Raw genomic sequence first — 12,670 nt, 5'->3', positions numbered from 1 at the left:
GCACCGATGACTGGTGAACGAGTGATTCCCGGGGCCTCGGGCTCCGGCCAGAACCCCGACAACACCCCGAACCCCGCGGCCCGTCAGGGCACCGCGTCGACCGCGCTGACCGATGCGCCCGGCGCCGGGACCCCTCAGGGCCCGCAGGGCCAGGCCACCGCGGCCGCGCCCAAGCTGAGCCGCCGGCGCCGGCTGGAGGGAGCGCTGTTCGTCACACCGGCGTTCCTCTTCCAGTTGTCGTGGGGCTGGTACCCGCTGCTGATGGCGTTCGTCATCAGCTTCACCAACGCCCGCTTCCGCGGTCCGGTGGAGTTCACCGGGCTGACGAGCTACCTGCGGATGTGGCGTGACCCGCTGGTCGGCGAAGCGTTCAAGGTCACCGCGATCTACACGGTGCTGAGCATCGGGCTGACGTTCATGATCCCGGTCGTGGTGGCGATCCTGTTGATGGAGATGCCGCGGCGGCACATCCGCTGGATGATGCTGTTGTGGTTCCTGCCGCTGTCGGGAATCGCCAGCACGCTGTTGTTCCGCTACATGTTCAACGCGCAGTACGGCCTGTTCCAGTGGGTGGCCACGGAGGTGCTGCACCTGTCGCCGCAGCCGTTCCTCAACAGCGGCAACCAGGTGCTGTTCTGGCTGGTGTTCCCCGGCATCCTGTTCTTCGGGCCGGGGCTTATCTACATGGCAACCCTGCAAGGGATTCCGGCCTCCTACTACGAGGCGGCCGAGATCGAGGGTGCGGGTTTCTGGCGCAAGATCTGGACGATCTCGCTGCCCCGGCTGCGACCGGTCATCTCGATGCTGCTGATCTTCGCGGTGATCGGATCCTCGCAGGCGTTCGAGTTCCCGCTCATCATGACCGGCGGTGGGCCCGGCGGTGCGAGCCGCACGGTCGTGATGTACCTCTACGAGCTCATGCGCAGCCTGCGCTACGCCGACGCGACCGCACTCGGCGTCTTCTTGTTCGTGGTGACCATGGTGCTGGTGGTCATCCAGCGCAGGTTCTTCCGCGAGGACCCCGACCAGTAGGCCACGGACCAGTAGACCGGTAGGAGGACCGAAGACATGCTCTTCCCACGCGTGGGGCGCAGGCAGCCGATGCTGCGGATCGCCTGGTGGCTGGTCGTGGCGTTCCTGTGCCTCGGCATCACCCTGCACCTGTTTCCCTTCTATTTCATGCTGATCACGTCGTTCAAGTCCGGCCAGGAGGTGCTGCAGTTCCCGCCGACCTGGTGGCCGCACGACGGCACCGTCGCCGGCTGGCGGCTGGTGGTGAGCCTGGTCCAGGGCGGCAACACCGCCGCCACGACGTTGATGGACGGACCGTTCTGGAAGTTCTTCCTGAACTCGGTGAACATCACCTTCTGGGTGCTGGTGCTGGGCATCCCGATCACCTCGCTCGCGGCGTACGCCAACTCGAAGTTGCAGACCGGGCCGCTGGCCCGCTGGTCCTTCCTGTTCTTCATCGGCACGCTGATGATGCCGGCAGCACTCACCCTGATCCCGAACTACCTGCTGACCCGCAACTTCCCGTTCGCCCTTCCGGACGCGCCGTCGTTCTTCGGCAGCGACACCCTCGTCTGGCCCAACGTACGGATCTGGGACACGCACTGGGCGGTGATCCTGCCGATCGTCTTCCAGGCGTTCAACTTCCTTCTTTTCAAGGGGTTCTTCGACACGATCCCGAACTCGGTGATCCAGGCGGCCCGGGTGGACGGCGGGTCGGAGTTCAACATCTTCCGCCGGATCGTGCTGCCGATGAGCGTTCCCGTGTACGCCGTGGCGATCTGGGGTGCGTTCAGCGGAGCGTGGGACCAGTTCCTGTGGCCGTTGGTGGTGCTGCAGAGTCCGGACAAGATGCCGGCCTCGGTGGAGATCTACAACCTGTTGCAGAAGTTCACCCAGGCGGGCGCGACGGACGCCAACCAGGCCAGTGCGGCGGCCCAGCAGATGCAGCAGATCCTGTCCGCCGGCATGTCGTGGAACGGCCTGATGGTGCTCGGCATCCTGCAGTCGTTGCCGGTGTTCATCGCGTTCATCGTCTGCCGTGAGTACCTGCTGCGCGGCATCCGCCTGCGCGGCCTGAAGTGAGGACCGCCGATGGCGTCGATCGAGATCGAGCAGGTGCGCAAGCGCTACCAGGCCGAGCGGGTGGTCGACCTGCACGGCGAGGAACGCCCGGCGCTGGACGGCGTGAGCCTGTCCCTCGCCGAGGGGGAGACGGTCAGCGTGGTGGGCTCGTCCGGATGTGGCAAGTCCACCTTGCTCAAGGTGGTCGCGGGACTGGAGTACCCCGACTCCGGCCGGATCCTCTACAACGGCCAGGACGTAACCCACGTCCGCCCGCAGGAACGCGGTGTCGGCATGGTCTTCCAGGACTACGCGCTCTACCCGTCGATGAAGGGAAAGGGCAACCTGGCCTACTACTTCGAGGTGCACGACCGCACCGAGGAGGAGGCCGAGCAGCGCACCCGGGAGACCGCCGAGCGGATGGGCATCGGGTTCGAGCAGTTGCTCGGCCGGGTGCCCGACACGCTGTCCGGCGGGGAGCAGCAGCGGGTGGCGATCGGGCGGTGCATCGTCCGCGAGCCGCAGCTGTTCCTCATGGACGAGCCGATCTCCAACCTGGACGCGAAGCTGCGCGAACGCACCCGGGTGGAGATCCGCAAGCTCCTGCGAAAGTTCGCGATCACCACGTTGTATGTCACCCACGACCAGCAGGAAGCCATCTTCATGGGCGACCGGATCGCGGTGATGCGCGGCGGCCGGATCGAGCAGGTCGGCACGTTCGACGAGCTGTACTCCACGCCGGCGAACCTGTTCGTGGCGACGTTCGTCGGTGCCCCGCCGATGGCGGTGATCCCGGCGGCGATCGAGGCGGGCCGGGTCACCGTTCCCGGAGGCACCTGGCAGCTGCCGGACGGTCTCGCCGGCTCGTTGCCGACCGGTCCCGTGCGGGTCGGCGTACGGCCGGAGGGCTGGCTGCTGGACACCTCCGACGGAGCGCCGCTGCGGATACGCCACCGCGAGCGGATCCCCACCGAGCGGGCGAGCTTCCTGTACGGCCACCTGGGCGAGGCCAACGTCGCTGTGACCGCGCCCGTCGACTATCCCGACCGGGCCGAGGTGGCGATCACCCCGGACTGGGAGCGGGCGTACGTGTTCGCCGCCGACGGAGAGGAGCCGCACCATGTCCCCGGCGTACTCGAACTGTTCTGACACGGCACCGGAACGAGGAGGAGCGGCACGGTGAACGCGATCGCGGTGGACAACCTGGTCAAGCAGTTCGCGGAGAAACGCGCCGTCGACGGGGTGAGCTTCGAGATCGCCGCCGGTGAGCTGCTCGTCCTGGTCGGCCCGTCCGGCTGCGGCAAGACGACGACGCTGCGGCTGCTCGCCGGCCTGGAACCCGTCAGCTCGGGGGAGATCCGCTTCGGCGAGCGGCTGGTCAACGAGATCAGGCCGCGGGACCGCAACATCGCGATGGTCTTCCAGGACTACGCGATCCTGCCGCACCTGACGGTGTTCGAGAACATCGCCTACGGCCTGCGGTCCCGGCGTACGCCGCGTGCGGAGGTCCGCAACGCCGTACCGGCCGCGGCGGCGACGTTCCGCATCGACCACCTGCTGGCCCGCAAGCCGCGGCAGCTGTCCGGCGGTGAACGCCAGCGGGTGGCGCTGTCGCGGGCGATGGTGCGCGACGCGGAGCTGTACCTCTACGACGAACCGCTGTCGAACCTGGACGCCCAGCTGCGCTACCAGGCGCGCGAGGACATCCTCACCCTGCACCGGGAGAAGCGCCGGCCCACCGTCTATGTCACCCACGACCAGTCCGAGGCGATGGCGCTCGGTGACCGGATCGCGGTGATGAACGCCGGCCGGATCCAGCAGGTCGGCACCGGGGCGGAGCTGTACGACCACCCCGCCAACCTGTTCGTGGCGTACTTCATCGGCACGCCGAGCATCAACCTCTTCGACATGGTGGTGCGCGGCGAGGGCGACGGGCTGGTGGTCGAGGGCGCGGGCCTGCGGCTGCCGCTGGATCGCAGCGTGACCGAACGGCTGCGCCGGCACGTCGACCGGCCGGTAAAGCTGGGCGTGCGGCCCGAACACCTGCACGTGCCGCGGATGGCACCGTTCGAGGTCACCGAGGACAACACCATCCACGGCGTGGTCAACCTGGTCGAGCCCACGTCCGCCGGCAGCACGGTCTACCTCAGCCTGCCGGCGGGGCCGAGCGGGCCGGGCGGGTCGGGCGGCTCGGAGGGTCAGGACTTCGTGGCGACGTTCAAGGTACGGGTGCCGAACAGCTACCTCGACCAGGAGATCCCGCTCGGCGTCGACATGGCGAAGGCGCATCTGTTCGACGCCGAGACCGGCGCGTCGCTGCTGGCCCCGGACGCGCCGGTCGCCGCCGGCGCGAACCCCTCGAGTGGGCAGGAGGCCGCCGGTGCCGTTCCTGGATGACATCGGGCCCGGTGACGAACGCCGGAGCCCGAGCTGGGCGACCTTCGCGACCGTCGCCGACCAGGTGGAGCGGATGGTGATGACCAACCTCGCCTGGGCGGCGGTGCTCGCGCCCGGCGTGGTGGCGCTGGCGTTCACCGGGCTGCCGGGTTGGTTGCGGGTGGTGCTCGGGCTGGTCAGCGCGACCGCGCTGCCGCCGGCCACCGCCGTGGTGTACGGCGTCGCCGCCTCGGCCTGCCGGGGTCAGCACGTCGACCTCGGGCTGGCCACCGAACTCCTCCGTGAGCTCGGCGTACCCGCCCTGCGCGCCCTGGCCCCGCTCTATGGAACGTTCGGCGTCCTCGTGTGGTCGGCGTGGGCCGCCTCGGCGGCCGGGCTCACTCCGCTGGTGACGGTGCTGACGCTGGGCGTGCTGGTCTGGTCGGTGTGCGGGACGTACTGGGGCCCGCTGTTCGCCGCCGACCCCTCCCTGTCGCCCGCGCGACTCGCGGCCCGGTCGGTGCGGCTGGTCTGGCAGGCGCCGGAACGCGCGCTGGTCACCTGGCTGCTGGTGGGGCTGTGCGTGCTGGTGGGGGTGGTGACGATCGCCGGCATGGCGCTGATCGTGCCGGTGCTCGTCGCCGTCGCCCAAACCCACCGACTTCGTGACCTCCACTCCGTCGTGTCGACACCACTTGCCCGCTGACACCACCTAGCATTCGACCATACGTTCGACCGCAGCCTCTCCCGGCAGCTTCGTCGTCGACCGGTCCGGCGGCCGGCGATCCCGGGGAGAGGACGCGGGCGGACGTGGTCCCGGGGTGGGGGTGTCCTTGCGTTCCGCGACGGGGAGGAGCCTTCACCGTGCGTCGTCTCGACCGAGCCCGCGAATACCTGCTGTGGTACGAAACACACCGCCGACGATGGGTCGCCGTGCCGACCACGCGGGAGGGAATGCTGTTCGACGTGGAGTACGCCCTGCTCGTCGTGCTCGACCTCGACGGCTACTGACGTAACGAACCGGGGCGCCGACCACGGTGGTCGGCGCCCCGGTCGCAGGAGTCCGGTCACGTCATCCGGTGACGTACCTCCGGGTCACCTACCGGTGCCGTACACCGCCAACTCCACCGAGTCGACGAACTGGCAGCCGGTGTAGTTGCCGGGGCAGGTGGAGCCCCCGGCCTCGGCGAGCTGGGTGCCGAGCATGGTGTAGCGGACGTACCGGACACCGGTGGTGCCCGCCGACAGCGGTACGGCGTTCATCCGGTTGCGGTTGGCCAGGCCGAAGTGGCCCTGTGCCGCCGTCGTCCAGGTGGTGCCGTCCGCCGAGGTCTCCACGCGGTAGTCACCGGTGGAGGAGCTGCCGCCGTCGCCGCAGGTCGCGGTGGGGTCGATGGTCAGCTCGGAGACGTCCACCGCCCGCGGCAGCCGGACCACGACGTACCTCGGATCGACCGAGCTCGCCGGTGTGCCGGGCACCGCGTCGGTCGACCAGCCCGTGCCCTGCGACTGGTCGAACATCGCCGCCGGACCACAGCCGTAGTCGCTGTAGTCGTCGCCATTGGCGTCGGTCACCTCGCTGCCACCGGCCAGGGCCGCCCAGTCGCGCCGGATCGACCAGTTCAGCGAGTTCGTTCCCCGGTGGACCGACACGGTCCGGGTCACCCGGTCGTAGCCCGCTCCCTGCGCGAACACCTTCGGGTAGGTGCCCGCGACGACCCCGGAGATGACGTAGTGCCCCCGCGCGTCGGTGACCGCGGCGTAGTCGCCGGCGAAACCGGAGTTGTGGCCGCCGAACGCCACCGTCGCACCGGCCACCGGGGCCCCCGAGTCGGAGTCGCTCACCTGGCCGGTCAGTGTGCCGGTGGGCGTGCCGGCCGGGGGAGGCGTGGAGAAGTCCTCCACCGGCGAGGTGTCGTCACCGTCGACCGAGCCGGCGAAGTAGCCCATGCCCCGGTGGGCGAAGACCTGCCAGATCGCGCTGTGCGCGCGCCCGCGGTCGACCACCAGGTCGGCCTGCAGGATGGAGTTGCGCATGTCGAGGTACGACGGGTTCGCCGGTGACAGCTCCATCGCCCGGGTGACCAGCGACTCGCTGAGGCGGGAACCCAGCCGGGTTCGCAGATCCCACAGCGTGGCCGCCCAGATCTCGCCGTCGGCGTGCACCTCGGGGCCGCCGGCGATCCGCCCGAAGTCGCCGTAGGTGTAGCCCCCGGGGCCGGTCGCGGGGGTGCCCGGGCACTTCGGAGAGGTGGACCCGACGGGGCAGTCGATGGGCTGGCTGCGGATCAGGTCCTGGCCGTGGCCGACGTACTCGCCGACGCGCACCTCACCGGGCGCGCGGGTGTCCCTGACCAGGCCGCTGCGGACGAGGAAGTCCTCCGCGTACCAGTCGCTCCACGCCTCGCCCATCGAGCCTGCCTGGTAGTTGCCCAGCGTGGACACGCCGTCGGCGTCGACGACGAGGCGGTTGGACAGGCCGTGGGTGTACTCGTGGTAGACGATCCCCGCGTCGTTGGCGCCGCTGGCGGCGAGGAACGGGTCGCCCGGGTCGCCGGGCATCCGCCAGAGGTACATCTGCATCCGCGGCTGGATGCCGTCGGGCGGGGTGGCCATGTTGGCGTTGTCGATGTGCAGCGGGTCGGGCAGCCCGCCGGCGGTGGCGGCGCCGTCGAGGTTCTCACCCTGCACGGCGTCGTCGTCGACGGCCTCGAAGTTGCCGGCCTGCCGGGTGAACCCGATCGGCGCGGCGGCGAGGTGGTCGTGGTACTTCCCGAGGAAGTAGAACAGCTGGGCGCCGTCTCGACGCCGGTTGACCTGCCAGGAGTTCGGGGTGTTCGGGTCCCAGGTGCACGGGAAGAGCGCGGAGCAGTCACCGCCAAGCGCGAACGCCCGGAGCGGGAACCGGAACGAACGCGGGCCCGCCGGCGCGACCTCCTCGGCCGGCTCGGCGAAGTCGTCGTCGTTGGCGTCGGTGTAGACGTGGGCGACGTTGCCGGCCAGCCGGGGGGAGTTCGTCGGCAGCCACCTGGCAGGGAGGTTCACGGTGTGGGTCCGGCCGCCGCGCGGCGCACCGGGATAGTTGTCCACGACGTCGGCCCGGTCGTGCTGCACGAGGTCGCGCCGGTAGAGCACCCGGCCGGTCGCCGCGTCGACGACGTGGAGGTACATCGCGGTGCGGCTGGGGGAGGTGATGGTCCGCCAGGCCAGGCGCGGACCGGAGGTGGTCACGAAGACCACCAGCTGGGCCCGGTCCCCGTCGGAGAACACCGTCTCGCGTGCCGGGCCCCTGCCAGGCTTGGCGGTCGCCCGCTTCGGGGTGGCGAACACGTCGGTGACCGCTGCCCGCCGGGCACGGTCGGCGGACAGGTGCGGCGCGGGCAGACCGGCCGGAAGCCCGGCGACCGGCGAGCCGTCCAGGGACACCAGCCGGCCGTCGCGGGCGACATGCGCCTTCAGTCCGTTGCCGAACACCGGGACGCCGCCCACCGACTGGACGAACGACAGATGGTGGGTGCCGGCCACGTCGGCGTAGTCCTGTCGCAGGGCCAGCCGGTCGACGTCGGCCGCGGACAGCCCCAGCGCGGCCAGGTGGGCACGCACGTAGGACAGCGCGACCGTCTTCGGCGCGGCCCTGCTCGGCGTGGTGAGGAAGCCGTCGGTACGGGCGACCTGCCGGGGCGTGCCGGTCACCGGGTCGACGTCGACGATGCCTTCCCGGCCGAGGGACCTGCGCAACGTCGTCACCGCGGGCCGGGCGGCGAACTTCGCGGCCCGGCGCTGCAGGCTCTTCCTGGCGGCGGGTTCGGTACGGGAGTCGTAGAACGCCGGCCTGTCACCGGGCCCGGACTGCCGGCTGCCCGACGCCACCGATGATGTGTGACCGGCCGGATGACCAGGCTTGGCCGAGCCGGAGGGCTGGGCCGTCTGCGGTGCGGCGGCGAAGGCGTTCGCGGCGGGCAGCAGTCCGGCGGTGAGCAGGGCGCCCGCCGCCAGCATGGCCTGGCGGCGTACTCGCGCCGGCCGGCGGGAACGCGATCCGGCACCGGGCGGAATACCCGGCGGAGAGCCGGACGGGGAATCGGGGAGCGAGGCGAAACGCATACCGTGCCTCCTTCATGAGGCGTCGGGTCAGGCCCGCGAGCGACGGGGTCGGTCGCGGGCTGAGCGCTGGAAGTCGCAGCGGGAACAGTAGTCCCGCGTTCGGACGGTTCGTCTGCCCTTTCCCCAAAGTTGACGTACGCCCCACATGCGGGGCTCGTCCGGCCCGAACCCGGCCCGGGGCGCCCTCGGCGACCGGCGAAGTCCGTGGGACGACGCGAACGGGCCGGCGCGTCCGGGAACGGTCGCCGGCAGGTGGCCCGTCGCGGCCTCGGCGTGGACGCGCGGACGACGTGCCCGCGGTGACGCCGTTACAGTGGTCGACCGTGCCTCGCCTCTCCTCGCTCGCCCTTGCCCGCGCCACCCTCGACCGAGCGACGGAGCGTCGCCATGACCCCGACTGGGTGGACGCGAGGTGGGCAGACCCGCTGGCTCGCGTTGTCCCCGTCCTCGCGGGCAAGGTGCCGGTGAGCGACGACCTCACGTCGCTGGTCTACGTCAGCCCGGCCGCGCTCGAGTCGTTCGGCGGCACGGGCCAGGGCGGCGACGCCGACGCCCGCGCGGACGCCGAGGAGCGGTATTTCCTGGGGCTGGACGAGGACGGCGTTCCGTACTTCGCCGTCGGGTTCGCCGGCACGCCCGAGGACCTGGATCTGGACGTACTCCTCGACCGGCCGCCCACGAAGGTCGGCTGGGCGGGCCTGCGTGAGGTCGGCGGCACCCTGCCCGACCGGGACGCGGGCGTGGTCGTCCATGCGGTAGCCCTGGTCAACTGGCACGCGGCCCACCAGCACTGCGCGCGGTGCGGCGCGCGCACCCGGCCGACCGACGGCGGGCACGTGCGCCGCTGCCCGGAGTGCGAGACCCAGCACTTCCCGCGTACCGACCCGGCGATCATCGTCCTGGTCACCGACGCCGACGACCGCTGCCTGCTCGGCCGGCAGGGGAGCTGGCCGGTGGGGAGGTTCTCCACCCTGGCCGGTTTCGTGGAGCCGGGCGAGTCGCTGGAGCACGCCGTGGCCCGGGAGGTGCACGAGGAGGCCGGGATTCACGTCGTCGACGCGGAGTACGCCGGCAGCCAGCCGTGGCCGTTCCCGTCCAGCCTGATGCTCGGCTTCTTCGCCCGGGCGATCTCCACCGACATCAAGGTGGACGAGGAGGAGATCGTCGAGGCGCGCTGGCTGAGCCGCGCCGACCTGTTGGCCGCGGTGGAGTCGGGGGAGCTGCTGCTGCCCAGCGAGGTGTCGATCGCCCGCCGGCTGATCGAGACGTGGTACGGCTCGCCGCTGTCCGGATCGTGGTGAGTCGTCCTTATTCGGTGACCGGTCGCGGGGGACGGATCCCGGGCGTCGTACCCGCGGGAAGAAGCACGGCCGCCCGGTGGTTGACCACAACGCCGCACACGGCAGAACCGACACAAGCGAAACGCCCGGCAGACACGATGTGTCCGGCTCGTTCGGAAGGGACTCCGATGTCAGAGACGTCGAACTCGATCACGATGTACTCCACCCCGTGGTGCGGCTACTGCCGCCGGCTCAAGGGGCAGCTGGAACGCGCGGGCATCGCCTACTCCGAGATCGACATCGAGCAGCAGCCCGAGGCGGCCGAACTCGTGATGAAGGTGAACGGCGGCAACCAGACCGTGCCGACCGTGGTCTTCCCGGACGGCTCGGCGCTGACCAACCCGTCGCTGGCCCAGGTGCAGGAGCGGCTCGCCGCCGTCTGACCGGCACCCTGAAGCACTTCGAGGGACTTCGAGGGACTCCGTACCTCTGCTCCCACCTCGCCCCGGCACCCGACCCGGGTGTCGGGGCGAGGTGTCGGAGCGAACTGGAATCATGGGCGAAGTGACCGACCTTCTCGCCGGACTCGCCGGCACCCCGGGATCTCGGCCCGCACCGACCGCCGACGAGGTGCTGGCCGCGCTCGATCCCGAGCAGCGCGAGGCGGCCACGTCGCTGTCCGGTCCGCTGTGCATCCTGGCCGGTGCCGGCACCGGCAAAACCCGGGCGATCACCCACCGGATCGCCTACGCCGTCCTCTCCGGCCGCTGGCAGCCGCAGACCGTGCTGGCGGTGACGTTCACCACCCGTGCGGCCGGTGAGATGCGCGGGCGGCTGCGCGAGCTCGGCGTGGCCGGGGTGCAGGCCCGCACCTTCCACTCCGCGGCGCTGCGCCAGGCGCGCTACTTCTGGCCGCAGGTCTACGGCGGTGAGCTCCCGCCGATCGTCGACAGCAAGTTGCGGTTCGTGGCCGAGGCCGCCTCGCGGTGCCGCGTTCAGGCCGACCTCGCCGGCCGCCGCGACCTGGCCAGTGAGATCGAGTGGGCCAAGGTCAGCAACGTCCGCCCCGACGACTACCCCCGAGTGGCGGCCAAGGCGGGCCGGCAGGTCGCGGGCTACGACGCCGCCACGGTGTCGCACGTGTTCGCCGCCTACGAGGAGGTACGCCGCGACCGCGGCCATCTCGACCTCGAGGACGTCCTGCTGTGTGCCGCCGCACTGCTGGCCGACTCGCCGAAGGTCGCCGCTGCGGTGCGCTCGCAGTACCGCCACTTCGTCGTGGACGAGTACCAGGACGTCAGCCCGGTCCAGCAGACCCTGCTCGACCTGTGGCTCGGCGACCGCTCCGACGTGTGCGTGGTCGGAGACGCGAGCCAGACGATCTACTCCTTCGCCGGCGCTAGCCCGGCGTACCTCCTCGACTTCACCAAGCGCCACCGTGACGCCACCGTCGTCCGGCTGGAGCGCGACTACCGCTCCACCCCGCAGGTGGTCCGGGTGGCCAACGGCCTGCTCGCCTCCGCTCGCGGGCCGGCCAGCCGGCATCGGCTCACCCTGCGCGCGCAGCGTCCCGACGGTCCCGAGCCCACCTTCACCGAGTACGCCGACGAGGTGGAGGAGGCCGACGACGTCGCGCGGGCGATCCAGCGGCTGGCCCGGCAGGGCACGCCCCTGCGGGAGATCGCCGTGCTGTTCCGGGTCAACGCGCAGTCGGAGGCCTTCGAGCAGGCGCTCGCCGAACGCGGTGTCCGCTACCTCGTCCGCGGCGGGGAGCGGTTCTTCGACCGGCCCGAGGTGCGGGAGGCGATCGTTCTGCTGCGCGGAGCGGTTCGTGCTGCGGAGATGTCCGGCGCCGGGCTGGTGTCCGACGTGCACGCGGTCCTGGCCGCCACCGGCTGGACGCAGGAGGCGCCCGCCGGCTCGGGCGCTGTGCGCGAGCGGTGGGAGTCGCTGACGGCCCTGGCCTCGCTGGCGGGCGACCTGGCCGAGGAGCACCCCGACGCCGATCTCGCGGCGTTCCTCGCGGTCGTCGACGAACGCATGGCCGCCCAGCATGCCCCCGCCGCCGACGGAGTCACCCTCGCCACCCTGCACGCGGCCAAGGGCCTGGAGTGGGACGCGGTGTTCCTGGCCGGCGTGCACGAGGGCACCGTCCCGATCACCTACGCCGAGACAGAGGAACAGGTGGAGGAGGAACGCCGGCTCCTCTACGTCGGGGTGACCCGCGCGCGGGAGCACCTGGCCGTGTCCTGGTCGCGGTCCCGCACACCCGGCGGCCGGGGCAGGCGAGGGCCGTCCCGGTTCCTGGCCGCGGTCCGGCCGACGGGGTCCGCCGCCGCCGACGCCACCGAGGGGCGCGGCACTGGCGAGCGGTCCGGCCGGCGTACGACCACCCGGTCGGTGGCGCGCTGCCGCACCTGCGGCCAGCCGCTGCACGACGCCGCCGAGCGCAAGGTGGGACGCTGCGCGGACTGCCCCGCGACCTACGACGAGTCGATGTTCGAGCGGCTGCGCACCTGGCGTACTGAACAGGCCCAGGAGCAGCGCGTCCCGGCGTACTGCGTCTTCACCGACGCCACCCTGGTCGCGATCGCGGAGGCCTGCCCGTCGGGCGAGTCCGAGCTGGCCGGGATCCCGGGGGTCGGTGCGACCAAACTCAAGCGCTACGCCGACGACGTGCTGGCGATCTGCGCCGGCGAGCCCAGCTGATCTCCGGGCAGATCTCCACGCCGACCACCGGCTGATCCGCCCGGCGCGGAAACGTTGAGAACTCCCTCGTTAATTCCGTTGCCTGGCTCCGAGGGCAGGCACTAGTGTCATCATCACTCCCGCCGCCG

Annotated in this window: 10 protein-coding genes; 9 read left to right on the top strand and 1 reads right to left on the bottom strand. The window is 71.2% G+C overall.

Annotated elements, in window-relative coordinates; genetic code table 11:
• Positions 1-6: 6 nt before the first annotated feature.
• The 6 genes from ABZV93_RS18985 to ABZV93_RS18960 all read left to right on the top strand — a co-directional run bounded on the left by ABZV93_RS18985 (position 7) and on the right by ABZV93_RS18960 (position 5,460).
• Complete coding sequence (locus ABZV93_RS18985) at positions 7-1,032, top strand: sugar ABC transporter permease (RefSeq protein ID WP_354937583.1); 1,026 nt, start codon at positions 7-9, stop codon at positions 1,030-1,032.
• A gap of 36 nt (positions 1,033-1,068) precedes the next feature.
• Positions 1,069-2,094 carry a carbohydrate ABC transporter permease gene (locus ABZV93_RS18980; protein ID WP_354937580.1) on the top strand — a complete coding sequence of 342 codons (1,026 nt, stop codon included), beginning with the start codon at positions 1,069-1,071 and terminating at the stop codon, positions 2,092-2,094.
• 9 nt (positions 2,095-2,103) lie between these two features.
• Positions 2,104-3,222 (top strand): ABC transporter ATP-binding protein, encoded by a 1,119-nt coding sequence (locus tag ABZV93_RS18975; protein ID WP_354937577.1) that lies wholly within the window; start codon positions 2,104-2,106, stop codon positions 3,220-3,222.
• 30 nt (positions 3,223-3,252) lie between these two features.
• Complete coding sequence (locus ABZV93_RS18970; RefSeq protein ID WP_354937574.1) at positions 3,253-4,470, top strand: ABC transporter ATP-binding protein; 1,218 nt, start codon at positions 3,253-3,255, stop codon at positions 4,468-4,470.
• A complete protein-coding gene (locus ABZV93_RS18965; RefSeq protein ID WP_354937571.1) occupies positions 4,454-5,155 on the top strand; it encodes a hypothetical protein in 702 nt (233 codons plus the stop codon). Before ABZV93_RS18970 ends, ABZV93_RS18965 begins: the two co-directional genes overlap by 17 nt.
• 158 nt (positions 5,156-5,313) lie before the next feature.
• On the top strand, positions 5,314-5,460 hold the full coding sequence (locus ABZV93_RS18960) for a hypothetical protein (protein ID WP_354937568.1): 147 nt from the start codon (positions 5,314-5,316) through the stop codon (positions 5,458-5,460).
• 84 nt (positions 5,461-5,544) lie between these two features.
• Here the strand turns inward: ABZV93_RS18960 and ABZV93_RS18955 are convergent, their stop codons facing one another.
• Positions 5,545-8,553, bottom strand: a complete 3,009-nt coding sequence (locus ABZV93_RS18955; protein WP_354937565.1) for a M36 family metallopeptidase — start codon at positions 8,551-8,553, stop codon at positions 5,545-5,547.
• Between the two features lie 323 nt (positions 8,554-8,876).
• Here ABZV93_RS18955 and nudC point away from each other — a divergent pair, with 323 nt between their 5' ends.
• The 3 genes from nudC (at position 8,877) to ABZV93_RS18940 (ending at position 12,542) form a co-directional block, all read left to right on the top strand.
• Positions 8,877-9,854: an NAD(+) diphosphatase gene (gene nudC / locus ABZV93_RS18950; RefSeq protein WP_354937562.1), complete on the top strand. Its 978-nt coding sequence runs from the start codon at positions 8,877-8,879 to the stop codon at positions 9,852-9,854.
• 167 nt (positions 9,855-10,021) lie between these two features.
• The gene (locus ABZV93_RS18945) at positions 10,022-10,276 is read left to right on the top strand and encodes a mycoredoxin (protein ID WP_354937559.1); all 255 of its coding nucleotides are present in this window, start codon (positions 10,022-10,024) and stop codon (positions 10,274-10,276) included.
• 112 nt (positions 10,277-10,388) lie between these two features.
• Positions 10,389-12,542: an ATP-dependent DNA helicase UvrD2 gene (locus ABZV93_RS18940; protein WP_354937556.1), complete on the top strand. Its 2,154-nt coding sequence runs from the start codon at positions 10,389-10,391 to the stop codon at positions 12,540-12,542.
• Positions 12,543-12,670 lie beyond the last annotated feature (128 nt).

It is taken from the genome of Actinopolymorpha sp. NPDC004070 (genome assembly GCF_040610475.1).
Lineage (GTDB): Bacteria > Actinomycetota > Actinomycetes > Propionibacteriales > Actinopolymorphaceae > Actinopolymorpha.
The sequence above is the reverse complement of the archived record's forward strand: the minus strand, read 5'-3'. Positions and strand labels throughout refer to the sequence as shown.

Coding starts and splice junctions, on each gene's coding strand:
- ABZV93_RS18940 (WP_354937556.1), top strand. CDS start 10,389: ATGGGCGAAGTGACCGACCTTCTCGCCGGACTCGCCGGCACCCCGGGA.
- ABZV93_RS18980 (WP_354937580.1), top strand. CDS start 1,069: ATGCTCTTCCCACGCGTGGGGCGCAGGCAGCCGATGCTGCGGATCGCC.
- ABZV93_RS18985 (WP_354937583.1), top strand. CDS start 7: ATGACTGGTGAACGAGTGATTCCCGGGGCCTCGGGCTCCGGCCAGAAC.
- ABZV93_RS18945 (WP_354937559.1), top strand. CDS start 10,022: ATGTCAGAGACGTCGAACTCGATCACGATGTACTCCACCCCGTGGTGC.
- ABZV93_RS18975 (WP_354937577.1), top strand. CDS start 2,104: ATGGCGTCGATCGAGATCGAGCAGGTGCGCAAGCGCTACCAGGCCGAG.
- ABZV93_RS18955 (WP_354937565.1), bottom strand. CDS start 8,553: ATGCGTTTCGCCTCGCTCCCCGATTCCCCGTCCGGCTCTCCGCCGGGT.